At 63.9% G+C, this 22,735-nt stretch carries 27 protein-coding genes; 20 read left to right on the top strand and 7 right to left on the bottom strand.

What is annotated here, in order from left to right; genetic code table 11:
* The first annotated feature begins 20 nt into the window (after positions 1-20).
* On the top strand, positions 21-1,463 hold the full coding sequence (locus tag FJ418_RS29410) for an amidase (protein WP_140871688.1): 1,443 nt from the start codon (positions 21-23) through the stop codon (positions 1,461-1,463).
* Here the strand turns inward: FJ418_RS29410 and FJ418_RS29405 are convergent.
* Positions 1,458-1,988, bottom strand: coding sequence for a hypothetical protein (locus FJ418_RS29405; RefSeq protein WP_140871686.1), 531 nt, complete (start codon positions 1,986-1,988; stop codon positions 1,458-1,460). The two genes, FJ418_RS29410 and FJ418_RS29405, sit on opposite strands and share 6 nt — an antisense overlap.
* Positions 1,989-2,394: 406 nt before the next feature.
* On the opposite strand from FJ418_RS29405, the gene FJ418_RS29400 reads away from it, so the two are divergent.
* From FJ418_RS29400 to FJ418_RS29370, 7 genes are read left to right on the top strand one after another with little or no spacing between them, the layout of a single operon-like run.
* Positions 2,395-2,484 carry a K(+)-transporting ATPase subunit F gene (locus FJ418_RS29400; RefSeq protein WP_036257910.1) on the top strand — a complete coding sequence of 30 codons (90 nt, stop codon included), beginning with the start codon at positions 2,395-2,397 and terminating at the stop codon, positions 2,482-2,484.
* 21 nt (positions 2,485-2,505) lie between these two features.
* Complete coding sequence (gene kdpA / locus FJ418_RS29395) at positions 2,506-4,209, top strand: potassium-transporting ATPase subunit KdpA (protein WP_140871684.1); 1,704 nt, start codon at positions 2,506-2,508, stop codon at positions 4,207-4,209.
* Positions 4,193-4,447: a hypothetical protein gene (locus tag FJ418_RS29390; protein ID WP_246683268.1), complete on the top strand. Its 255-nt coding sequence runs from the start codon at positions 4,193-4,195 to the stop codon at positions 4,445-4,447. The genes kdpA and FJ418_RS29390 overlap by 17 nt, the downstream gene beginning before the upstream one ends.
* Complete coding sequence (gene kdpB / locus FJ418_RS29385) at positions 4,444-6,537, top strand: potassium-transporting ATPase subunit KdpB (protein ID WP_140871682.1); 2,094 nt, start codon at positions 4,444-4,446, stop codon at positions 6,535-6,537. Before FJ418_RS29390 ends, kdpB begins: the two co-directional genes overlap by 4 nt.
* A gap of 12 nt (positions 6,538-6,549) precedes the next feature.
* Complete coding sequence (gene kdpC / locus FJ418_RS29380) at positions 6,550-7,113, top strand: potassium-transporting ATPase subunit KdpC (protein WP_140871680.1); 564 nt, start codon at positions 6,550-6,552, stop codon at positions 7,111-7,113.
* A 54-nt stretch (positions 7,114-7,167) separates the two neighbouring features.
* Positions 7,168-9,891 carry a sensor histidine kinase KdpD gene (locus tag FJ418_RS29375; protein ID WP_140871678.1) on the top strand — a complete coding sequence of 908 codons (2,724 nt, stop codon included), beginning with the start codon at positions 7,168-7,170 and terminating at the stop codon, positions 9,889-9,891.
* On the top strand, positions 9,888-10,580 hold the full coding sequence (locus FJ418_RS29370; protein WP_140871676.1) for a response regulator transcription factor: 693 nt from the start codon (positions 9,888-9,890) through the stop codon (positions 10,578-10,580). The genes FJ418_RS29375 and FJ418_RS29370 overlap by 4 nt, the downstream gene beginning before the upstream one ends.
* A 251-nt stretch (positions 10,581-10,831) precedes the next feature.
* On the opposite strand, the gene FJ418_RS29365 is transcribed toward FJ418_RS29370, so the two are convergent.
* Positions 10,832-11,428 (bottom strand): invasion associated locus B family protein, encoded by a 597-nt coding sequence (locus FJ418_RS29365; protein ID WP_140871674.1) that lies wholly within the window; start codon positions 11,426-11,428, stop codon positions 10,832-10,834.
* 32 nt (positions 11,429-11,460) lie between these two features.
* Positions 11,461-11,829: a hypothetical protein gene (locus tag FJ418_RS29360; RefSeq protein WP_181167140.1), complete on the bottom strand. Its 369-nt coding sequence runs from the start codon at positions 11,827-11,829 to the stop codon at positions 11,461-11,463.
* Positions 11,830-11,889: 60 nt separating this feature from the next.
* On the opposite strand from FJ418_RS29360, the gene FJ418_RS29355 reads away from it, so the two are divergent.
* The 8 genes from FJ418_RS29355 to FJ418_RS29320 all read left to right on the top strand — a co-directional run bounded on the left by FJ418_RS29355 (position 11,890) and on the right by FJ418_RS29320 (position 15,483).
* Complete coding sequence (locus FJ418_RS29355; protein WP_140647934.1) at positions 11,890-12,186, top strand: hypothetical protein; 297 nt, start codon at positions 11,890-11,892, stop codon at positions 12,184-12,186.
* A 248-nt stretch (positions 12,187-12,434) separates the two neighbouring features.
* A complete protein-coding gene (locus tag FJ418_RS29350; protein WP_140858321.1) occupies positions 12,435-12,902 on the top strand; it encodes an NUDIX hydrolase in 468 nt (155 codons plus the stop codon).
* 186 nt (positions 12,903-13,088) lie between these two features.
* Complete coding sequence (locus FJ418_RS29345; protein ID WP_140710240.1) at positions 13,089-13,412, top strand: metalloregulator ArsR/SmtB family transcription factor; 324 nt, start codon at positions 13,089-13,091, stop codon at positions 13,410-13,412.
* Positions 13,409-13,819, top strand: a complete 411-nt coding sequence (locus FJ418_RS29340) for an SRPBCC domain-containing protein (RefSeq protein ID WP_140658085.1) — start codon at positions 13,409-13,411, stop codon at positions 13,817-13,819. Before FJ418_RS29345 ends, FJ418_RS29340 begins: the two co-directional genes overlap by 4 nt.
* 78 nt (positions 13,820-13,897) lie before the next feature.
* Positions 13,898-14,290 carry a VOC family protein gene (locus FJ418_RS29335; RefSeq protein WP_140647937.1) on the top strand — a complete coding sequence of 131 codons (393 nt, stop codon included), beginning with the start codon at positions 13,898-13,900 and terminating at the stop codon, positions 14,288-14,290.
* A gap of 39 nt (positions 14,291-14,329) precedes the next feature.
* A complete protein-coding gene (locus tag FJ418_RS29330) occupies positions 14,330-14,563 on the top strand; it encodes a hypothetical protein (RefSeq protein ID WP_140786118.1) in 234 nt (77 codons plus the stop codon).
* Positions 14,563-15,006: a DUF1801 domain-containing protein gene (locus FJ418_RS29325; RefSeq protein ID WP_140871672.1), complete on the top strand. Its 444-nt coding sequence runs from the start codon at positions 14,563-14,565 to the stop codon at positions 15,004-15,006. Before FJ418_RS29330 ends, FJ418_RS29325 begins: the two co-directional genes overlap by 1 nt.
* A 78-nt stretch (positions 15,007-15,084) precedes the next feature.
* Positions 15,085-15,483 carry a DUF1801 domain-containing protein gene (locus FJ418_RS29320; protein WP_140871670.1) on the top strand — a complete coding sequence of 133 codons (399 nt, stop codon included), beginning with the start codon at positions 15,085-15,087 and terminating at the stop codon, positions 15,481-15,483.
* On the opposite strand, the gene FJ418_RS29315 is transcribed toward FJ418_RS29320, so the two are convergent.
* Complete coding sequence (locus FJ418_RS29315) at positions 15,473-15,748, bottom strand: hypothetical protein (RefSeq protein WP_140871668.1); 276 nt, start codon at positions 15,746-15,748, stop codon at positions 15,473-15,475. The genes FJ418_RS29320 and FJ418_RS29315 overlap by 11 nt on opposite strands.
* A gap of 33 nt (positions 15,749-15,781) precedes the next feature.
* On the opposite strand from FJ418_RS29315, the gene FJ418_RS29310 reads away from it, so the two are divergent.
* Positions 15,782-18,268 (top strand): EAL domain-containing protein, encoded by a 2,487-nt coding sequence (locus FJ418_RS29310; RefSeq protein ID WP_140871666.1) that lies wholly within the window; start codon positions 15,782-15,784, stop codon positions 18,266-18,268.
* Here the strand turns inward: FJ418_RS29310 and FJ418_RS29305 are convergent.
* Positions 18,265-18,825 carry a GNAT family N-acetyltransferase gene (locus tag FJ418_RS29305; protein ID WP_140871664.1) on the bottom strand — a complete coding sequence of 187 codons (561 nt, stop codon included), beginning with the start codon at positions 18,823-18,825 and terminating at the stop codon, positions 18,265-18,267. The genes FJ418_RS29310 and FJ418_RS29305 overlap by 4 nt on opposite strands.
* Before the next feature lie 186 nt (positions 18,826-19,011).
* On the opposite strand from FJ418_RS29305, the gene FJ418_RS29300 reads away from it, so the two are divergent.
* The gene (locus FJ418_RS29300; protein WP_140871662.1) at positions 19,012-19,467 is read left to right on the top strand and encodes a DUF2214 family protein; all 456 of its coding nucleotides are present in this window, start codon (positions 19,012-19,014) and stop codon (positions 19,465-19,467) included.
* Here FJ418_RS29300 and nth read toward each other — a convergent pair.
* Positions 19,464-20,270, bottom strand: coding sequence for an endonuclease III (gene nth / locus FJ418_RS29295; protein WP_140871660.1), 807 nt, complete (start codon positions 20,268-20,270; stop codon positions 19,464-19,466). The two genes, FJ418_RS29300 and nth, sit on opposite strands and share 4 nt — an antisense overlap.
* A gap of 22 nt (positions 20,271-20,292) precedes the next feature.
* On the opposite strand from nth, the gene FJ418_RS29290 reads away from it, so the two are divergent.
* Positions 20,293-20,787, top strand: a complete 495-nt coding sequence (locus tag FJ418_RS29290; protein ID WP_140644552.1) for a DUF2244 domain-containing protein — start codon at positions 20,293-20,295, stop codon at positions 20,785-20,787.
* A gap of 84 nt (positions 20,788-20,871) precedes the next feature.
* Here FJ418_RS29290 and FJ418_RS29285 read toward each other — a convergent pair whose 3' ends face one another.
* Positions 20,872-21,687: a class I SAM-dependent methyltransferase gene (locus FJ418_RS29285; RefSeq protein ID WP_140871658.1), complete on the bottom strand. Its 816-nt coding sequence runs from the start codon at positions 21,685-21,687 to the stop codon at positions 20,872-20,874.
* Positions 21,688-21,801: 114 nt separating this feature from the next.
* Here FJ418_RS29285 and FJ418_RS29280 point away from each other — a divergent pair, with 114 nt between their 5' ends.
* Positions 21,802-22,707: a methylated-DNA--[protein]-cysteine S-methyltransferase gene (locus FJ418_RS29280; RefSeq protein WP_181167139.1), complete on the top strand. Its 906-nt coding sequence runs from the start codon at positions 21,802-21,804 to the stop codon at positions 22,705-22,707.
* Positions 22,708-22,735 lie beyond the last annotated feature (28 nt).

The raw sequence follows: 22,735 nt of genomic DNA, 5'->3' as shown, positions 1-22,735 counted from the left end.
TTGCAAGTGGGAGGAAACACATGGTCGCGATCTCGAAGAGCTTGCTCGAAACCTACACCCAGTCCGACGCGCTGGCTCTCGCCGGACTTGTGAAGCGCGGCGAGGTTTCTCCCGCCGAGCTCGTCGAAGCGGCGATCACCATGATCGAGCGCCTCAACCCGGAACTCAACGCGGTCGTCCATCGTCTCTACGACCTGGCGCGCGCCCAGGCGGCGTCGGTTGACAAGAACGCGCCCTTCGCCGGGGTTCCCTATCTGCTCAAGGAGCTCGCTTCGTCCTGGACCGGCGCGCCTCTCACCAATTCCTGCCGCTACCTCAAGGACTTCGTCGCCGATTCCGACAGCGAGGTGGTGCGCCGCATCAAGGCGGCGGGCCTTGTCCTGGTCGGGAAATCCAACGCGCCGGAGAATGGCTGGTCGATCACCACTGAGCCGAAACTCTACGGCACGACGAAGAACCCGTGGAAGGAAGGCGTCACGCCGGGCGGCTCGAGCGGCGGCGCTGCTGCCGCGATCGCCTCGCGCATGGTCCCGATCGCCGAAGCCAGCGACGGCGCCGGCTCGATCCGCGTTCCGGCTTCCTGCTGCGGCATTGTCGGCCTGAAGCCATCGCGCGGCCGCGTCAGCCTGGCGCCCTTCGGCGACTATTGGTATGGCGGCGCCTATTTCCTCTGCTGCTCGCGAACGGTCCGCGACACCGCCGCCTATCTCGACGCGGTGGCCGGCGCCCTGCCTGGCGACGCCTACACGCCGCCGGTGCCGGCGGACAGCTGGCTCAGCCTTTCCGCGCGAGCGCCGAAGAAACTGCGTATCGGCTTTACCGTCACGCCGCCCAACGGCACGGCGATTGATCCTGACGTCAAGGCAACCGCGCTCTCCACGGTCGCCGCGCTGGAACGTCTCGGCCACGACATCGAGGAGCACGACATGCCGCTCGACGCCGATGCCGTCTGGAAGATCTACACCGACATGACCTGCGTGCAGACGGCTGCCACTTTCGGCTTCCTGGAGACGCTGGTCGGCCGCCCCGTCACGCCGAACGATGTCGAACCGTTGACCTGGGCGATCATCCAGCGCGGCCGCGCGACCAGCGGCATCAAGCATATTTCGGATGTCGAGCAGTTGAGGTTGATCGGCCGCGATATCGTCGGCGACCTCAACCCCTATGACATCTTCATCACCCCGACGCTGACGCAACTGCCGCGTCCGCTCGGCTATTACGACATGTCGGAGACCGATCTCGATCGCTACAACGCCAAATGGGGCGACGCGGTCTTCAACTTCCCCTTCAACATCTCCGGCCTGCCGGCGATCTCGCTGCCGCTCGGGCAGTCGGCCGGCGGCGTGCCGATCGGCGTCCAGCTCGTTGGCCGCTATGGCGACGAGGCGGCGGTGTTGGCGCTTTCCACGCAGTTGGAAGGGGAGATGCCGTGGAAGGATCGGCGGCCGGGAACTGGATTATAATCCACCACCTGAGAGCGGCGGTTCTGACGACTGCTCGGGCTCACGACTTAACGCCTGGAGCCGATAGACGTTCAGGGTTTCGACCATCTGCTCGGCCGACAACGGCCATACACCGGGCAACAAGGCTTCAGCTCCCAGTTTTTTGCTGATCCGCGTAAGCGGTGAAGCGGTTTTAGCCCCCGGTCGAAAATTGTAAGCAACTGCCTGGTTGCCTTTGGGTAAATTATAGACAAAGAAGCCGTCAATGTCTGCCCAAAGAACTTGCTTCTGTGAACGGACTAGTCCGCCGCATAGAGTAAATCCGCAGCTATTCAGCCGCAGCGATTGTGGACGGATTATCAGCCAGCCGAACAGAGGTAAGCACAACCCAAAGAGAACCAGTCCAAGCTCGGTTAGGACACGTTCGAAATCGGTATCCGGCACAATCGTTGCACCGGCCCAGAAGAGTGCCAAGCTTCCAACAAGATACAGCACGGCTTTGCCTCTGGATCCACTTATGATCTTGGGTTCAAAGATCTCGCTCACTTCCTCGCCTTCCGCTGCAGGTATGTCGATTGACCCGGTCTTCAGAATTTCACGGACTAAACCACCATATAAGTTTACGGCGCCTATTCAGCAGGTTGGATAACGCGGTCGCCACCCGCCCAAAACCCCTATAAAATTCCTATATCTTTCCCATCCCTCCCGTCTCGAACCTTTATGGCGATCGGGTCCATATTTCCATTCGAAGAAACGCTGTGAACCGCCGTCGCCGCCAAGGTGACGAGCGCGTGCGTGCAGTTTTCAGCCCGCCTATGCGGTCTGTGGACACAAGTGGAAAACAAGGAACACCTGCAATGGACCTCATAGTTCTCGGGATCGGGATTTTATTCTTCGCCCTGTCCTTAGCCTACGTCAAAGCCTGCGAGAGAATCTGAGAAAGGGCCGTACCATGCTTTTTGACTACATCCTCGGCGGCGCGGTGACCTTGTTCCTGCTTGCCTACCTCACCTACGCGCTGATCCGCCCAGAGCGCTTCTGACCGGCACGCGGAGAGCCCATCATGACCATAAATGGCTGGATACAGATCCTTGTCTATTGCGGGATCCTGCTTTTGCTCGTGAAGCCGCTCGGCTTCTATATGTACCGCGTCTTCAGCGGCGATCACACCTTGCTGTCGCCGGTGCTCGTCCCTATCGAGCGTGGCCTCTACCGCCTCGCCGGCACGAGCGACAGGGAAGAACAGCACTGGGCCGTCTACGCGACGGGCATGCTGCTCTTCAATCTCGCCGGCCTGCTGGTCCTTTACGCGCTGCAGCGGCTGCAGGGCGTGCTGCCCTACAATCCCGCGGGCATGACCGCGGTCGACCCGCAGCTGGCCTTCAACACCGCCGCCAGCTTCATCACCAACACCAACTGGCAGAACTACGGCGGCGAAAGCACGATGTCCTATCTCGTGCAGATGGCCGGCCTCACCGTCCAGAACTTCGTCTCGGCCGCTACCGGTATTGCCATCGCGATCGCCTTGATCCGCGGCTTCGCACGCGCCTCCGGCAAGTCGATCGGCAATTTCTGGGTCGACCTCACCCGCTGCACGCTCTACGTGCTCCTGCCGCTCTGCATCGTGCTGACGCTTGCCTATGTGTGGCTCGGCATCCCGCAGACCCTTGGGCCGTATGTCGATGCCACCACGCTGGAAGGCGCCAAGCAAACGATCGCGCTCGGGCCGGTCGCGTCGCAAGTCGCCATCAAGATGCTCGGCACCAATGGCGGCGGCTTCTTCAACGCCAACGCCGCGCATCCGTTCGAGAATCCGGACGCCATCTCCAACCTGATCCAGATGCTGTCGATCTTCGCGCTCGGCGCCGGCCTCACCAATGTCTTCGGCCGCATGGTCGGCAGTGAGCGCCAGGGCTGGGCGATCCTCGCCTCGATGGGCGTGCTGTTCCTCGTCGGCGTCGCCGTCTGCTACTGGGCCGAGGCCGCCGGCAACCCGCTGGTCCATGCGCTCGGCATCGACGGCGGCAACATGGAAGGCAAGGAGACGCGCTTCGGCATCGCCGCCTCGGCGCTGTTCGCGGTCATCACCACGGCCGCCTCCTGCGGCGCCGTCAACGCCATGCACGATAGTTTCACAGCGCTCGGCGGCATGATCCCGCTGATCAACATGCAGCTCGGCGAAGTCATCGTCGGCGGTGTCGGCGCCGGCTTCTACGGCATCCTGATGTTCGTGGTCGTCGCCGTCTTCGTCGCCGGCCTGATGGTCGGCCGCACGCCGGAATATCTCGGCAAGAAGATCGAGGCCAGGGAGGTCAAGATGGCGATGCTTGCCATCCTGTGCCTGCCGCTGGCGATGCTTATCTTCACGGCCATCGCCGTTGTCCTGCCGAGCGCCGTGGCCTCGATGGCCAATGGCGGTCCGCACGGCTTCACCGAGGTGCTCTATGCCTATACCTCGGCCGCCGCGAACAACGGCTCGGCCTTCGGCGGCCTCTCCGGCAACACGCCCTGGTATAATCTGACCATGGCGGTCGGCATGCTGATGGGCCGCTTCCTGGTCATCATCCCGGCTTTGGCCATCGCCGGCTCGCTGGCCGCCAAGAAGACCGTGCCTGCCTCCGCCGGCACCTTCCCGACCGACGGCACGCTGTTCGTCGGCCTGCTGGTCGGCGTCATCGTCATCGTCGGCGGCCTCACCTTCTTCCCGTCGCTCGCCGTCGGTCCGATCGTCGAGCATCTGGCGATGATCCATGGACAGACCTTCTGAGATGACCATGCCCCGCTTCAACGACATACGTGGCAACGACCGTCACCAGACCGGTGACGGAGCGCCCGACAACGGAAGGGACGAAAAGCCTCGTCCTTTCCCGACCCTTTCGACCTTTCTCGGCATGGCGGCCGTGCTGTTCGTGCTGTGGCTGCTGGCCATCGGCCTTCCGCGCCTTTTCCCGAAGACCGAACACCCGGCGCCGTCCAACATAACCGATACTGGAGCCCAAAAATGAGCCAGTCCAAATCCGCTGTTATCATGGATGCGCGCATCCTGGTGCCCGCCATCGGCGGCGCCTTCCGCAAACTTGATCCGCGCACACTGGTCAAGAATCCGGTGATGTTCGTCGTTGCGGTCGTCTCGCTGCTGACCACCGTGCTTTTCATCCGCGATCTGATCGCCGGCGGCGGCGATCTCGGTTTCACGCTGCAGATCATCATCTGGCTGTGGTTCACCGTGCTGTTCGCCAATTTCGCCGAGGCGGTGGCCGAGGGCCGCGGCAAGGCGCAGGCCGACTCGCTGCGCAAGGCGCGCACCGAAACCCAGGCCAAGCTGCTCACCAACGGCGACCGCACCAAATTCAAGTTGGTGCCGGGCACCAGCCTGAAGGTCGGCGATGTCGTGCTGGTCGAGGCCGGCGACATCATCCCATCCGACGGCGAGGTGATCGAAGGCGTGGCCTCGGTCAACGAAGCGGCGATCACCGGCGAATCCGCGCCCGTCATCCGCGAATCCGGCGGCGACCGTTCGGCCGTCACCGGCGGCACCCAGGTTCTGTCCGACTGGATCCGCGTGCGCATCTCAGCCGCTTCCGGCCAGACCTTCCTCGACCGCATGATCTCGCTGGTCGAGGGCGCCGAGCGCCAGAAGACGCCGAACGAGATCGCGCTCAACATCCTGCTTGTCGGCATGACGCTGATCTTCGTGCTGGCCACCGCGACCATCCCGAGCTTCGCCTCCTATTCGGGCGGCTATATCTCGGTGACGATCCTCGTTGCGCTCTTCGTGACGCTGATCCCGACCACGATCGGCGCGCTGCTGTCGGCCATCGGCATCGCCGGCATGGACCGCCTGGTGCGCTTCAACGTGCTCGCCATGTCCGGCCGCGCCGTCGAGGCCGCCGGCGACGTCGACACGCTTCTCCTCGACAAGACCGGCACCATCACGCTCGGCAACCGCCAGGCAACCGAGTTCCGTCCGGTCAAGGGCGTCACCGAGCAGGAGCTGGCCGATTCAGCACAGCTTGCATCGCTGGCCGACGAGACGCCGGAAGGCCGCTCGATCGTCGTGCTCGCCAAGGAGAAATACGCCATCCGCGCCCGCGACATGGCAACCTTGCACGCGACCTTCGTGCCCTTCACCGCGCAGACCCGCATGAGCGGCGTCGACATCGACGGTTCGTCGGTGCGCAAGGGCGCGGTCGATGCGGTGCTCAATCACGTGAATCAGGCGACCGTCGCCGCCCATGGCACGCGTCCGACGACGGAAACGATCCGCGACCTGCAGGCGATCGCCGACGAGATCGCCAAGGCCGGCGGCACGCCGCTGGCGGTCGAGCGCGACGGCCGCCTGCTCGGCGTCGTCCACCTCAAGGACATCGTCAAGGGCGGCATCCGCGAACGTTTCGCCGAGCTGCGCAAGATGGGCATCCGCACGGTGATGATCACCGGCGACAACCCGCTCACCGCGGCTGCCATCGCCGCCGAAGCCGGCGTCGACGACTTCCTCGCCCAGGCGACGCCCGAGAACAAGCTGTCGCTGATCCGCGAGGAGCAGGCCAAGGGCAAGCTGGTCGCCATGTGCGGCGACGGCACCAACGATGCGCCGGCGCTGGCCCAGGCCGATGTCGGCGTCGCCATGAACACCGGCACCGTCGCTGCGCGCGAGGCCGGCAACATGGTAGACTTGGACTCCGACCCGACCAAGCTGATCGAGATCGTCGAGATCGGCAAGGCGCTGTTGATGACGCGCGGCTCGCTGACGACCTTCTCCATCGCCAACGACGTGGCCAAGTACTTCGCCATCATCCCGGCGATGTTCGCGGTCTTCTACGTCGCGCCCGGCCAGTCCACCGGTCCGCTGCAGGCGCTCAACGTCATGCATCTGGCGACGCCGCAGAGCGCCATTCTGTCGGCCATCATCTTCAACGCGCTGATCATCATCGCGCTGATCCCGCTGTCGCTGAAAGGCGTGAAATACCGCGCCATCGGCGCGGGCTCGCTGCTCACCCGCAATCTGCTGATCTATGGCCTCGGCGGCATCGTCGTGCCGTTCGTCGGCATCAAGGCGATCGACCTGGTCGTCACGGCCCTAGGCCTCGCATAAGGATTTGCCCCGATGTTCAAGCAACTCAGACCCGCCTTTGTCATGATCGTCTTCTTCACCGTGCTGACCGGCCTCGTCTATCCGATCGGCATGACCGGCATCGCCCAGGCGCTGTTTCCGAACCAGGCCAATGGCAGCCTTATCGAAAAGGATGGCAAGGTCATCGGCTCCAGCCTGATCGGCCAGGCTTTCGCCAGCGACCGCTATTTCCACGGCCGGCCGTCGGCGGCCGGTGACGGTTACAACGCCGCCTCCTCCGGCGGCTCGAATCTCGGCCCTACCAACCCCAAGCTCATCGACCGCATCAAGGGTGACGCCGGGAAGCTGAAGGCCGAGAACCCGAACCAGCCGGTGCCCATGAACCTCGTCACCACCTCGGGCAGCGGCCTGGATCCCGACATCAGCCCGGAGGCCGCCTATTTCCAGGTGCCGCGCGTCGCCAAGGCCCGCGCCATGGACGAGGCCAAGGTGAAGGCGCTGGTCGACAGCCATGTCGAGGACCGCGAGCTTGGCGTCCTCGGCGAGCCGGTGGTCAACGTGCTGGCGCTGAACCTGGCGCTGGACGAGCTGAAGTAATCCGCCCGCGCCGGGGATCGACACGATCCCCGGCGCAATTCATGATTGGACCTGATGCCGGACGACAGGACCGACCCTAAGAACCGACCCTCCCCCGACGCGCTCCTCGAGCATGCCGAGCGCGAGGGCCGTGGCCGTCTGCGCATATTTCTCGGCGCCGCGCCCGGCGTCGGCAAGACCTATGAGATGCTGATGGCGGGCCGCGCCCGCCGCGCCGACGGCATCGACGTCGTGATCGGGATTGTCGAGACCCATGGCCGCAAGGAAACCCAGGCCCTGGTCGACGGCTATGAGGTGATCCCGCGCCGCCTGGTCGAGTATCGCGGCCAGACGCTCGACGAGATGGACATCGACGCCATCCTGAAGCGGCGCCCTGCGCTGGTCCTGGTCGACGAGCTTGCCCACACCAACGCGCCCGGCAGCCGGCACCCCAAACGCTATCTCGATGTGCAGGAGATCCTGGCGCAAGGCATCGACGTCTACACCACGCTCAACATCCAGCATGTCGAAAGCCTGAACGACGTCGTCGCCCAGATCACTCGCGTCCGGGTGCGCGAGACGGTTCCCGATTCCATCATCGACGAGGCCGACGACATCGAGATCATCGACCTCACACCCGACGACCTGATCAAGCGCCTGCAGGATGGCAAGGTCTATTTCCCCAACACCGCGCAGCGCGCGATCGAGAATTACTTTTCGCCGGGCAATCTGACGGCGCTGCGCGAGTTGGCCCTGCGCCGCACCGCCCAGCGCGTCGACGAGCAGCTGCTCAACCACATGCAGTCGCATGCCATTCCGGGCCCGTGGGCGGCCGGCGAGCGGGTTCTCGTCTGCGTCGACTCGCAACCTGGCGGGGCGGCCCGCATCCGCTATGCGCGCAGGCTCGCCGACCGGCTGCGCGCGCCCTGGACGGCGCTGCACGTGGACACGCCGCGGCTCGCCGGCTTGTCCGAGGAGGACAAGGACCGCCTGGCCAGGAATCTGCGCCTTGCCGAACAGCTCGGCGCCGAGATCGCCACCATTCCCGGTCAGAACGTCGCCCAGGACATCGTGCGCCACGCGACGGCGAACAACTTCACCCATATCGTCGTCGGCAGGCCGACCCGCTCGCGCTGGCGCGAGCTGATCGAGGGCTCGCTTACCTATGACCTGATCCGCAATGCCGGCGACATCAGCGTCCATGTCATTTCAGGCGCCGAGCGCGATGGCGACACACCGCCGGCACGGGTCAAGGCCGCGCCCGAGCAGAAGCCTGTCCAGATCTGGCCCTATCTGTTCTCGACGGCCTATGTCGCCGGCGCGCTAGCCGTCAGCTCGATCCTCGACCAGTTCCTCGACGTCCGCAATCTTGCCAGCGTCCTTCTTCTGGCCGTGCTGACCGCGGCCGTGACCTTCGGGCTCTGGGCGGCGCTCTATGCGTGTTTTCTCAGCGCGCTTGCCTTCAATTTCTTCTTCCTCGAGCCGCGCTACACGCTGACGATCAGGGATCCGGAAAGCATCGTCGCCTTCACGGTCTTCCTCGTCGTAGCCGTGATCGCCAGTAACCTGACCGCGCGTGTTCAGCGCCAGGCGGTTGCCGCGCGCTCGCGGGCGCGCGCCACCGAGGACATCTACTCCTTCTCCAAGAAGCTCGCCGGCGCCGGCACGCTCGACGACGTGCTGTGGGCCACCGCCTTCCAGATCGCCTCGATGCTGAAGGTCCGCGTCGTGCTGCTCCTGCCGGAAAACGACACCATCACCGTCAAGGCCGGCTATCCGCCGGACGACACGCTGGCCGAAGCTGATATCGCGGCCGCCCGGTGGGCCTGGGAGCACAACCGTGCCGCCGGCCGCGGCGCCGACACCTTGCCTGGCGCAAAACGCCTCTATCTCCCCCTGCGGACGGGGCGCACCGCGATCGGCGTGGTCGGCCTCGACAACGACAAGCAAGGGCCCCTGCTGACGCCCGAGCAGCAGCGGCTGCTCGACGCCCTGGCCGACCAGGCAGCGGTCGCCATCGAGCGCGTCCAGCTCGTCGCCGATGTCGACCGCGCCAGGCTGGCCGCCGAAGCGGACCGCTTGCGCTCGGCGCTGCTCACCTCGATCTCGCATGACTTGAAGACGCCGCTTGCCGCGATCATGGGCGCGGCCGGCACCCTGAAGGAATTCGCGCCAGCGCTGCCGGAAAACGATCGCGCCGAACTTCTGGCGACGGTCGTCAGCGAAGCGGAGCGGCTGAACCGCTTCATCGCCAATCTGCTCGACATGACCAGGATCGAGTCGGGCGCTATGGAGCCAAACCATGCATTCCACTATGTCGGCGATGTCGTTGGATCGGCGCTGAACCGGGCGCGGAAGATCACCGCCGAACACAGAATAGAAACCGACATTTCGGCCGACCTGCCGATGCTGCGGCTCGATCCCGTTCTGTTCGAGCAGGCATTGTTCAACCTCCTCGACAATGCCGCCAAATACGCCTCGCCCGGCTCCGCCATCCGGCTGCAGGCCTGGGTCGACAACGGCGCCGTCATCCTGCAGGTGATGGACGAGGGACCGGGCATTCCGCCCGACGACCTGGAGCGGATATTCGACACCTTCTACCGCGTGCGCAAGCGCGACCAGGTGCGCGCCGGCACGGGTCTCGGCCTGTCGATCAGCCGTGGCTTCATCGAGGCGATGGGCGGCACGATCGCGGCGGCCAACCGCACCGACCGTCCGGGCGCGATCTTCACCATCCGCATGCCGGTGCCGACTGAGTTGCCGGCGCTCGGCGCACCCCTTACGGACGACGCGGCATGACGAACCAGACCGTCTCCATCCTGGTCGTCGACGACGAACCGCCGATCCGCAAACTGCTGCGCGTCGGCCTCGGCAGCCAGGGCTACGCGGTCTTCGAGGCGCCTAACGCCAAGGCGGCGATCGAACTCATGCAGGCCGAACGGCCCGACCTTATCCTGCTCGATCTCGGCCTGCCCGGCATGACCGGCCTCGAGTTGCTCGGCAAATGGCGCGGCGACGGCCTCGACGTTCCGGTCGTCATCCTGTCCAGCCGCACCGACGAGGCCGGTATCGTCGCCGCGCTCGAGCTTGGCGCCGATGACTATGTGACCAAGCCTTTCGGCATGAACGAGCTGGTCGCGCGCATTCGCGTGGCGCTGCGCCACAAATTCCAGCAGCAGGGCGAGAAGCCGGTGTTCCACACCGGCGACCTTTCCGTCGACCTGGTGAAGCGCATCGTCAAGGTCGAGGACAAGGAAGTGAAACTGTCGCCCAAGGAATACGACATCCTGCGCATGCTCGTGCAGTATGCCGGCAAGGTGCTGACGCACCAGTTGCTGATGAAGCAGATCTGGAACGACTCCACCGACGTCCAGTATCTGAGAGTCTATGTGCGCCAGCTGCGGCAGAAGATCGAGAAGACGCCGGACCAGCCGCGCTACATCATCACCGAGACCGGCGTCGGCTACCGTCTGCGCGAGGTGGAGTAGCGAGGCAAACCGTGGTGGTTGGCCGAAGCCTTCCAACCTCGTCATCCCTGGGCGGAGCAGCCGCGAAGCGGCGTCGCGGAGACCCTGGGATCCATTCCGTAACCTGGATTGTAGAGCGCAGCGGTGCAGAATTCTGCACCGTGAGCGGCGCTCCTATGTCACGGAATGGATCCTCGGGTCTGCGCCGCGTCGCTTCGCTCCTTGCTTCGCCCGTGGATGACGAAGCGTTCAGTCGGCCGGTCTCCGACAAACTAGTCCGCCGACAGGTCCGCCGTCCGCGCCAGCGCGCTGCCGAAGCCGTTGAGCGAGATGGTGAAGGAGATCGGCTGCGTCGTGTCGGCCGCCGTGGCGTTGATCTTCAGCGTGGTCCCGTTCTGCAAGAGCGGCGTGGTATCGGCATCGAACGTCACCGGCACCAGGCAGCCGACCGCCTGGCAGGTGTTGAATTGCAGCGTCCCGTCCAGCTTCTTGTCGTCGATCTCGAGCGAAATGCCGTTGGCCAGGGCAAGCCCGAAGGGCAGCGCCAGCGTGCCGGCGGCGTCCTGGCCTGTCTTGGTCGTCAATTCGATCGCCAGCAGCCGCTGGCCGCTCTGCTTGTTGAACTGCTGATGCGACAGGCTGCAGACCTTGCTGGTGCCGGTGACCTGGCAATTGACCGTCCAGTCGCCATGCGTTTCCGACAGCGCCGAGGCGCCGCCCGGCAGTTGCGGCTTGGCCGCTGCGTCGGCGGGCTGGGCCGCTGGCGCCACCTTGTCGCCCTTGTTCTGCGCGGCAAATCCCACCGCCGGCACACCGGCAATGCAGGCGGCTACCAGCATCGCCGCGAGATACGCGTACTTCGTCCTCATGACTTCCCTTCTTGGCCGCCGCCCCGCGTCAGCTAGAAGCTGACCTTGAGAGACGCGCTGACCGCGTTCTGCTTGACCGTTTCCCCGAAGGCGCCGTTGTACCTGACCGCCAGACCAACGCCGTTGACGCCATTGAGCTCCAGCCCGGCGCCGACCCGATAGAGCGGCGAATCGATGGCTTCCGTCAAGTGCAATGCCGGGTTGCCGGGCAGATTCTCGGCGGCGGCGAAACGCCCCTCGATCTCCCACTGCTTGGTGGAGAATTCGACGCCGGCCTTTCCGTAGATGCGGAAGCTGGCGATGTCGCTGACCGGGATGTCGGCCCCGACCTCCAGTGCCGGCGTCACGGCATAGCCAATCGCCCAGCTTCCGTGGGCCGCATCACGTTTCGCAGTGCCCATGGCGTTATTGACCGCCCGCACTATATGAAGTGCATGGTTTTTCGTATGGGAGCCGTGCGGATGCTTCGTCACACTCTGGCTGTTCTGGCAGGCGCCGTGCTGGCGGCAGCGATTTCTCAGGTTGCGTCGTCTCATGCGCAGATCGTCATCCCGACGAATCGCGACGCATTGGTGCAGCAGAACCAGCTGCAGCAGTTGCAGAACCGCTTGCAGCGGCAGCAATACCAGCAGCAACAGCAATTGTATCGCGAGCTTGACCGGCAGAGCGCGCCCAAGCCCAAGCCCGATGTGCCGGTATATGACAAGACCTGTCGGATGGAAGCGGTCGGCAACACGATTTCACGGGTTTGCCGCTGACATTTTGTTTTTTTCAGTTTATTAGCCGACTTACTTGCTGGCAAAATGGCGGATTGCAAGGGCGGTGTTTCTAGAGCAATTCCAGGAAAAGTGTGACACGGTTTTCCGTCGGGAATAGCGTCAAAACTAAAGAGATAGAGCGGTTCGCCGTTTCCGAGAAACGGTGAAACGCTCTAGGGTTTGCAGGAGGACAGGTTTTTGCCGCGCGAGAGCGTATGGCAGGGATGCTGCTCTCACCGGAATTTGGGATGGCAACAACCAAGAAGAAAGCAGTTCGCAGAGCCAAGAAGGGCCAACGGATCCGCCAGGTGGCGGCCATTCCGTATCGCTTGCGGGAAGACGGCAACCTGGAAGTGTTGCTGGTCACCTCACGCACCACACGGCGCTTCATTGTGCCAAAGGGCTGGCCGATGAAGGGCAAGAGCGGGCGCAAGGCGGCAACGATCGAAGCCCAGGAAGAAGCAGGCGTTCTCGGCAGGACGCTGAAGCAGCCTGCCGGCACCTATTCCTATTGGAAACGCATGACCAATGGCTTCATTCGCGTGGACGTCGCGGTCTATTTGCTCGAGGTCACCGAGGAGCTTGCCGACTGGCAGGAAGCCGCGAACCGGCAGCGTGCATGGCTTCCAGCAGCCGACGCCGCCCTGCTCATCGACGAACCGGAGCTTTCGACGCTGCTTAGGGATCTGACCGTTCCGGTGGTCGATCCGGCATAAAGCAACCATCCTATTCGGTGTCGTTCGGGAAAGGTCGTGCCGGCGTGTCGGTATAGGCCCAAAGCCATTTCCCTGGGCAGCGGCCCCCTTGTTGCGGTCGCTTTGCTGCGGCTGGCGATTCGCTGCTTGACTCATACATATCCCAGTGGTTATACGTAATCAATAGCCAACGGGTTATTGATTGAGATGTCGGCCTCGCACGATATACTGTTCAGGACGCTTGCCGATCCGACACGGCGCGCCATCTTCGAACGTCTCTGCCGCCAGGGCGAGCAGACGGTCGGTGCCCTGACCGCGCAGGCCGGCGTATCGCAGCCGGCGGTGTCGAAGCATCTCGGCGTCCTCAAGGAGGCGGGCCTGGTGCGCGACCGCCATGAGGGCCGCCAGACCCATTACAGCGCCCAGCTCAAGGCGCTGGCGCCGTTGATGGACTGGACGCGCCACATGGCGGGGTTTTGGGAAAGCCGGTTCGACGATCTGGAGGAACTGCTCAAAAGGATGGATCAATGAATGAAGTGCCGGCCGCAACGCGCTCCGTTATCGTCGAGCGCGAGATACCTTTTCCGCCGGAAAAGATCTGGCGCGCGCTCACCCAACCGCATCTCATCGAGGAGTGGCTGATGAAGAACAGCTTCAAGCCGGTCGTGGACCATCGCTTCAATCTGAGCGCCGAATGGGGAGGCGTCGACTGCCAAGTGCGGACGGTCGAGCCCAACAGGACCCTGTCCTACAGCTGGGACACCAAGGACCTCGAGAGCGTCGTCACCTGGACGCTCACCCCGACTGGCACGGGCACGCATCTGCGCATGGAGCAGGTCGGCTTCCGCACCGATCAGGAGCCGTACTACCGCGGCGCCACGGTGGGCTGGAAGCGCAACTTCACCGCCCTGGAGCAGCTGCTTTCGCGGATCGATTGAAGTCCGCCGAAGCTTCAAAAGACAGACACGGTCCTGGCGGGGCGGCAAACCGCGGGCGCAAGCAATGGAGACACGACAATGAAGATCAAGCTGACCAGCATCTATGTCGACGACCAGGAAAAGGCTCTTCGTTTCTACACCGACGTCCTGGGCTTCACCAAGAAGGCCGACTTCACCAACGGGCCTTTTCGCTGGCTGACAGTCACCTCGCCTGACGATCCGGACGGCACTGAACTGCAGTTGGCCCTCAACGACAATCCGGCTGCAAAGACTTATCAGCAGGCCATCTTCAAGCAGGGCCAGCCGGCTCTGATGCTATTCACCGACGACATCAAGAGCGACCATGAGCGCATCAAGGCCAATGGCGGCAGCTTTGCCATGGCGCCGACCGCGGTGACCGGCGCGACCATCGCCCAGCTCAACGACACCTGCGGCAACCTCATTCAGCTTTCGCAGCTGGCGCGCTGGTAGGCAGCTCGATCCGTATCGTCATTTGCAAGGGAGGTTAGATTGAACTGGAGCAAATGGATCAGGCAGCTTCACCGCTGGCTGTCGATCATCTTCACCGTCACCGTCATTGCCAATTTCGCCGCCATGGCCATGGGCCCACCGCCCGCCTGGATCGTCTATTCGCCGTTGATCCCGCTTTTCCTGCTGCTGTTCAGCGGGCTCTACATGTTCGTGCTGCCCTATGCCGTCAGGTGGCGCAGCGAGCAGACGAGCGAGCGAACGGGATCGGCCTGATGGCGAAGGCAAAAGCAAAGGTTGCGCGATCCGTGGACGCGGAACCTGTCCTGCTTTCAGGCGGCAACCCGCAGATCGCCAAGGGCTATGGCGACGCGCCCGTCCAGGCCTATATCGCGGCGATGCCGGGCTGGAAGAGCGAGGTCGGGCGCCGGCTCGACCAGCTCATCGTTGAGGCCGTTCCCAACGTGCAGAAGGCCGTCAAATGGAACTCTCCCTTCTACGGAATGGAAGGCGAAGGCTGGTTCCTCGGCGTCCATTGCTTCGCCAGATACATCAAGGTGGCCTTCTTCCGCGGCCTGTCGCTGGAACCCGTGCCGCCCGTCGAATCCAGGAGCAAGGATACGCGCTATTTCCACATCCATGAGAGCGACCGGCTCGACGAGGAGCAATTCGTTTCCTGGGTGAAGCAGGCGAGCCAGTTGCCCGGTGAACGGATGTAAGCGCACGAAAGATCAAGCGTCGCCTCCCTGAAAAGGCCATGGTGGCGATCTCTTATCAAGCCCGAAGGAGAACCGGATATGCAAGAAGGCAGCACGCAGGACGACAAGTCTGCATCCGAGCTGATCGACGGAAGGATCAAGGAACTCGGCGACTGGCGCGGCGAGACGCTTGCCCGGCTCCGCGCCCTGATCAGGCAAGCCGCGCCGGAAGCCGTCGAGACATGGAAATGGCGCGGCGTGCCGGTCTGGGAGGATGCCGGCATCATCTGCACCGGCGAGACCTACAAGGCCGTCGTCAAGCTGACCTTCGCCAAAGGCGCGGCGCTGTCCGATCCCAAGAAGCTCTTCAACTCCAGCCTCGAAGGCAACACCAGGCGCGCCATCGATTTCAAGGAGGGCGACGCGGTCGACGCCGATGCCCTGAAGGCGCTCGTCCGCGAAGCCGTGGCCCTCAACAAATCCAAGGCTAAACGCTGAGAGACAGCTGGGGCGCTATCGGATTGATGTTGCCGGCTTTTTCTTCCGAGTCCCCGCACTCTGGATCGATACTATGCACAAAAATATCGGCATCAAGCGGCGTACGCATCCTTTTGTTGCTGAGCAACAACTCATAAAACAAATACTGAACAAATTTATCGGCTGTTAAGCCAGGCACGCTATCTGGATTGATGTCGCCAGTAACCGGACGACATGTGGGGAAAAACATCGTCTCAACCGGCGGATGAGCCAGTCGGACAGACACCGAGGGAGCCCGCGCACGCTCCATGGGAATGGGATGAAGCTGTCATCGACCGATGCCGCCCCGCGTCTCATCGGGCTCGTCTGGCCTTTCGTCGCGGTCGTCCTGATCCAGGCACTGGTTGCGACGCTTAGCCTCCACACGCTGTCAGCTGTCCGCGCCTATGTCGGCGGCGAAAGCCAATGGTCGAAGGGACAGAAGCACGCCATCTATTTCCTCAGCCTTTATGCCGACACCGGCCGGGGAGAGTATTTCAGCGAATATCGTCAAGCCATCGCCGTGCCGCTCGCCGATCGCGCCGCGCGGCTTGCGCTCGAACAGGCCGAGCCCGACGCGAATGCGGCCAGGCTCGGCTTTCTTGGCGGCAACAACCATCCCGACGATGTCGCCGGCATGATCTGGCTGTTCCGGAATTTTCGCGCCGTGAGCTATCTCGACATCGCCATCCGCCACTGGGCTACGGCCGACGAAATGATCCTCGCCATCGAAAGCCTTGGCGACGACATGCATCGCAGGCTCGAGAACGGACCGGCCTCGACGGCCGAGATCAGTCTCTGGAAGGCGCAAATCCACCAGCTCGATCTCCGGATCGGGCCGCTCTCCAAAGCCTTTTCCGACAGTCTGGGCGAGGGATCGCGCTTCATCAAGATGGCGCTGACGGCGGCCAATCTCGCCACCGCCGCACTGCTTATCCTGCTTGCCGTCTGGCGCACGCGCAAGCTGATGAAGCAACGCCAGGCCTTCCAGAACGCTCTCAATGCCGAGCGCGAGCGTGCCCAGATCACATTGGCTTCGATCGGCCAGGCCGTCATCAGCACCGATGCCGAGGGGCGGCTGGACTATATGAATGCCGGAGCGGAAAGGCTGCTTGCTTGTTCGCTGGCCGCCGCCAAGGGCAGGCCGGTCGCCTCATTGTTCCGGCTCGTCGACAAGGACAGCGGCGTCGAGGAGACCGATCTGGTCCCGCGCCTGCTGGCGGGCGAGCCGCGCCGCTCCAATGTGCGCCCGCAGCTTCTGGAGCGTCCCGACGGTTCGGTCGTGCCGGTGGCGCTGAACGGTGCTCCGCTGATCGTCTCCGGCACGGTCCTGGGGTCCGTCCTGGCCCTGCACGACATGACACGTGAGCAGGACTATATCGAGCGGCTGTCGTGGCAGGCATCGCATGATGCGCTGACCGGTCTCGTCAACCGCCGCGACTTCGAGAACCGTCTGGCGAGCGCGATCTCCGAAGCGCCGGAAAGGCCGCGCCGGCACGCGCTGATGTATCTCGACCTCGATCAGTTCAAACTGGTCAACGATACCTGCGGCCATGCCGCCGGCGACCAGCTGCTGCGCCAGATCTCGGTGCTGCTCGCCAATGAGCTGCCGCCCGGCGACATCCTGGCGAGGCTGGGCGGCGACGAGTTCGGCGTGCTGCTCTTCGATTGCGATACCGACTGTGCCGCCGCCACCGCCGAACGGTTGCGCGCGACGGTCCAGGATCTGCACTTTTCCTGGGAAGGGCGTCCCTTCAACACAAGCGTCAGCATCGGCATGGTCGAAGTCGCCAATGTCGGCATGACGCTGGAGGAGGTGCTGCGCGCCGCCGATGTCGCCTGCTACATGGCCAAGGAAAAGGGCCGCAACCGCGTCCAGATCCACAGCGACGGCGACACGGCGTTGCGCGAGCGCTTCGGCGAGATGGCCTGGGTGCAGCGCCTGCATGCCGCACTGGACGAGAACCGCTTCAGGCTGCATGCGCAGGAGATCGCGCCGCTGCGGGACGATATTGCCGAGCCAGGCGAGCATATCGAAATCCTGCTCAGGCTGACCGACGACGACGGCAGCTTCGTCACCCCGCAGAGCTTCATTCCGGCGGCGGAGCGCTACGGATTGATGCCCGCGATCGATCGCTGGGTGGTGCGCAACGCTTTCGCCACATTGGCGGCCAGACGCACCGATCCGCGCGCGACGCCGATATCCACCTGCGCGATCAATCTCTCCGGCGCCACGTTCGGCGACGAAACGTTTCTCGGCTTCATGCGCGAGCAGTTCGCCGCGCACGCCATTGCGCCCGAAACGATCTGCCTGGAGATCACCGAAACCAGCGCCATCGCCAATCTGACCGAGGCCATGCGTTTCATCGCCGACCTGCGCGGGCTGGGCTGCCGCTTCGCGCGCGACGATTTCGGCTCCGGCATGTCGTCCTTCGCCTATCTGAAGCATTTGCCGGTCGATTACCTCAAGATCGACGGCAGCTTCGTCAAGGACATGCTCGACGACCGCATCGATCGCGCGATGGTCGAGATGATCCATCATATCGGCAAGGTGACCGGAAAACGCACCATCGCCGAATTCGTCGAAAGCGACGGCATCGTCGAAGCCTTGAAAGCGATCGGCGTCGACTATGCGCAGGGCTATGCGATCGCGCGACCCCAGCCATTCGACGCGGCCGCGGTCCTGCACGGCGGGCACACGGCACAGGGTGCGGTGACGGATGCCTGGGACACGCTGGCCAAGACCCTGCGCCGCAAAGCTGGTTAGGCCTTGGCGCCGCTCGATCCGGCCGGCCTCTCCAACAGGATCGTCGGCTTTTCGTGATAGGTGGTGCGCAGGATCTCGCGATAGCCGTTCTTCTCGGCCACCTTGAGCGACGCGCCGTTTTCCGGATCGATGATGCAGACGGTTCTCGCCAGCCCCAACGCCTCGTCGCTCCAGGCGACAATCCGCCCGACGACTTCGCTCGCAAGCCCCTGGCCATGCGCCTCCGAGACCAGCGCCCAGCCTGCCTCCGGCACGCCTTCGATCGACGGCTCGATCTCGCGCTTCAGATCGTGGAACCCGGCCTCACCGATGAAGCGCTTCGTCTCCTTGTCCTCGATCGCCCAGAAACCGTAGCCGATCAGCGACCACAGGCCGGCATGGCGCAGGAAGCGCATCCAGCTCTCCTCGCGCGTGCGCGGCTTGCCGCCGATGAAACGGGTGACGGCGGGCTCCGCCCACATGACGGCATAGGTTTCAAAATCGTCCAGCCTGTGCGGCCGCAAAACGGTGCGCGCTGTTTTGAGAAGCGGCACGCCGGCTTCCGTCTTGATGCTCATGGCATTGCCCTCCATCGACGCGACAGCGCTTAGCAAAACAGCACGCTCGATCAAGAGCCAGGCCAATGCGTTGGCTCTTCCAGCCATAATGGCCAGGCACGGCTGCATCGCTATGGGCTTTTCGCCTGGCGATGCTAGTTTGCGCGCGAAACCAACCCAAAAGCGCAAGTCGACCGGAGACGCACCATGGACACCACGGACCTGTTGCTGGCGATCGCGCATCACCTTCTGGTGTTCTCGCTGGCCGGCATCATCGGCGCGGAGTTCGTGCTGGTGCGCGGCGATCTGGCAGCGGCGACGCTGAAGCGCCTTGCCGGCATCGATCGCTATTACGGCATCGTCGCCGCGCCCATCGTCATCGTCGGCGTCTGCCGTGTGTTCTTCGGCCTGAAAGGCTGGGAATTCTACATCTACAATTGGGTGTTCTGGGCAAAGATGGTGGCCTTCGCCATCGTCGGCCTGCTGTCAATCGCGCCGACCATGCGCTTCATCTCCTGGAACAGGCAGGCGAGCGGCAATCCGTCTTTCGCGGTGCCGGCGGCGGAACTGGCTTCGGTGAAGAACTATGTCCGCGCTGAGGGCTTCATCTTCCTGCTGATCCCCGTCTTCGCCGCGGCGATGGCGCGCGGCTACGGCTACTAGGCCTCGGCCGGAAACGTCTCGTCCAGTGGCGCGATCGGCACCAGCGGGGCCGGCACGTCGGTGGTCTTTTCCTTAGACTTGCAGATATCGGCGATGACGCAGGCCGGGCAATCGGGCTTGCGCGCCTTGCAGACATAGCGGCCGTGCAGGATCAACCAGTGATGCGCATGGCGCATGAATTCAGCCGGGATGACCTTGAGCAGCCCTTCTTCGACCTGCTCCGGCGTCTTGCCGGGCGCCAGCCCGATCCGGTTGCCGATGCGGAAGATATGTGTGTCGACCGCCATTGTGTGCTCGCCGAAGGCGACGTTGAGCACGACATTGGCGGTCTTGCGCCCGACGCCCGGCAGCTTCACCAGCTCGTCGCGATCCTGCGGCACCTGGCCCGCATAATCGTCGATCAGCGCCTTCGACAGCGCGATCACGTTCTTCGCCTTGTTGCGCCACAGACCGATGGTGCGGATATAATCGCCGACCTTGGCCTCGCCCAGCGCCAGCATCTTGGCCGGCGTATCGGCCGCCGCGAACAGCGCCTTCGTCGCCTTGTTGACCCCGGCGTCCGTCGCTTGCGCGGACAGCACCACCGCGACCAGCAGGGTGAAGGCGTTGACATAGTCGAGCTCGCCTTTCGGCTCAGGCCGCTGCACGCAAAAGCGCCGGAAAATCTCATGCACCTCGGCGGGGCTATAGAGCGACCGCGAGGCGGCCTTTCGCGGCCGCCGACCAGGCGCCCGGCTGCCACCGGCAGTGGAGGGTTGAGACTTTTTGACAGCTACGGATTTTTTCGATTTGGGAGGCGCCATTTCCTTCCTATAATATTCCCTCATGAGCGACACAAACGCCTCGTTCCAGGCCGACGAGCCATTTTTCCAAGCCTTGCTGACGCCGCACCGCTCTCTCGGCCGCACCGGCTTCCTGATCCTGATGGGAGCGCTTCTGTTCGGCTGGGCGGTCACCGGCGCCTTCTTCCTGGCGCACGGCGCCTGGCCGGTGTTCGGCTTCTTCGGCCTCGACGTGATCGCCGTCTACATCGCCTTCCGCGCCAATTACCGGGCCGCGCGCGCCCGCGAGGAAATCTCGGTCTCGCGCACCAGTCTCGACATTCGCAAGACAGCGCCGTCCGGTCGTTCGGAGGCGCATCATTTCAATCCGTTCTGGACGCGGTTTTCGATCGCCCGCCACAGCGAGATCGGCATCACCAAGATGGCCGTCGAAGCGCAGGGCAAGAGCGTGGCGATCGGCGGCTTCCTCAATCCCGACGATCGCGAGAGTTTTGCCACCGCCTTCTCGCGCGCGCTGGCGACCGCCAAGACACGCTGAGCATGATTCCGAACCGAAGATCCGCGTCAGCGAAAAGTGGACGCCGGTTTTCGGACAAGATCATGCTCGGAGCAAACAAGCCTTTCAGAACCGGTAGCGCAACAGCCTGCCGACCTTGCGCATCGCTGGGATGAGCTTCCAGAGACCGACGAACAGACGCGCCGACCAGCCCAGGCGCGCCCCTTGCTCCGGCTTGTAGGATGGGATCTCGCCGATGAAGCGAAGTTTGGGCACCGCCCGCTCCAATTCGCGCGGATCCTCTATGGCCCAATGGACTTCTGCGCCGGTTGCCTTGATGGCCGGATTGAGGCGCATCAGTTTCAGGCCGAACCGGCTATAGGCGTCGAACATCAGCTCGCCGCCGGCAAGATGCGAGACAAGCCGCGCAAGCAGCCGCGGTCCCTCCTCGGCTGGAAGATAGGGTGTCAGCCCCTCGGCCGCCACGATCGCCAGGCGATTGCGGGGCACCGCGGCCAGCCAGCCCGGTTCGGTCACCGAGGAAGCGATCAGATGGTAACGGTCCCTGGACGGATAGAGCCTGCGCCTGAGCTCGACGACGTCCGGATAGTCGACGTCGAACCAGTCGACGCCTTGCGGCGGGTCGACGCGAAATATCCGCGTATCGAGCCCGCATCCCAGATGCAGCACGATCGCGTCCGGATATCTTGCGAGGAAATCCGCGACGCAGACGTCCAACGTCTTCGCCCTGATCGCAAATCCCAGCCCGAGATTGCCGTCGACCTTGAGCCTTGCGAAATCATAGTCGATCTTGCGCACCGCCTCGTCGGCGAAGCGATCCTGAAGCAACGAATTGGGCAGCCGGCTCTCCAGCGCCTTGCCGTAGAGCGTCATCAGCAAGGTTTCCCTTGCCCCGGTCAGATCAACCTTTTCGCCGGCCATGATCGTCCTTGTCGGCTCGAAGCTCACTCTATCTGGGCGTGGATGGCAGGAAGGCAAGTTTCGGGTGGAGGCAAAGTTCTGGAAGACCGATATTCGGGACAAGGAGATATTGCCATGAACGCTCAGATGACCATGAATACCCGCATGAAACCGACCGCGATCCTCCAGAACGACATCACGCCGGAAGGCAGCGACTACGAGGTCGTGCGCCGCGCCATCGAGAAGATCAGCCTCGACTATCGCGACCAGCCCTCGCTCGAGGTCCTGGCCGAAGAGGTCGGCGAGACGCCCACCGGCCTGCAGAAACTCTTCACCCGCTGGGCCGGCCTGTCGCCCAAAGCCTTCCTGCAGGCGGTGACGCTCGACCATGCGCGCAGGCTGCTCGATGCCGGCATGCCGCTGCTGGAGACCTCGTTCGAGCTCGGCATGTCCGGTCCCGGCCGGCTGCACGACCTCTTCGTCACCCATGAGGCGATGTCGCCCGGCGACTACAAGACCCGGGGCGCGGGTCTCACCATCCGCTACGGCTACCACATCTCGCCTTTCGGCATCGCGCTGATCATGGTCACCGACCGGGGTCTCGCGGGCCTCGCCTTCTGTGACGCCGGCGGCGAGCGGGCGGCCTTCGCCGACATGTCCGGCCGCTGGCCGAACGCGACTTACGTCGAGGACATGTCGGCCACCCAGGCTTACGCCGCGCGGGTCTTCGACCCGACGCAATGGCGCGCCGACCAGCCGCTGCGCGTGGTGATGATCGGCACCGATTTCCAGCTTCGCGTCTGGGAAGCGTTGCTGCGCATCCCGATGGGCAGGGCCTGCACCTATTCCTCGATCGCGGCAAGCATCGGCGCACCCAGCGCCAGCCGGGCCGTCGGCGCGGCCGTGGGCGCCAACCCAATGTCCTTCGTGGTGCCTTGTCACCGGGCGCTGGGCAAGTCCGGCGCGCTCACCGGCTATCACTGGGGCCTGACGCGCAAACGCGCCATCCTCGGCTGGGAAGCGGGGCAAGTAGCGTCGTGAAGTCGACGGCCAAGGCCCTGTGGAGATC

The sequence above is a fragment of the Mesorhizobium sp. B2-8-3 genome, assembly GCF_006440815.1.
GTDB lineage: Bacteria > Pseudomonadota > Alphaproteobacteria > Rhizobiales > Rhizobiaceae > Mesorhizobium.
The sequence above is the reverse complement of the archived record's forward strand: the minus strand, read 5'-3'. Positions and strand labels throughout refer to the sequence as shown.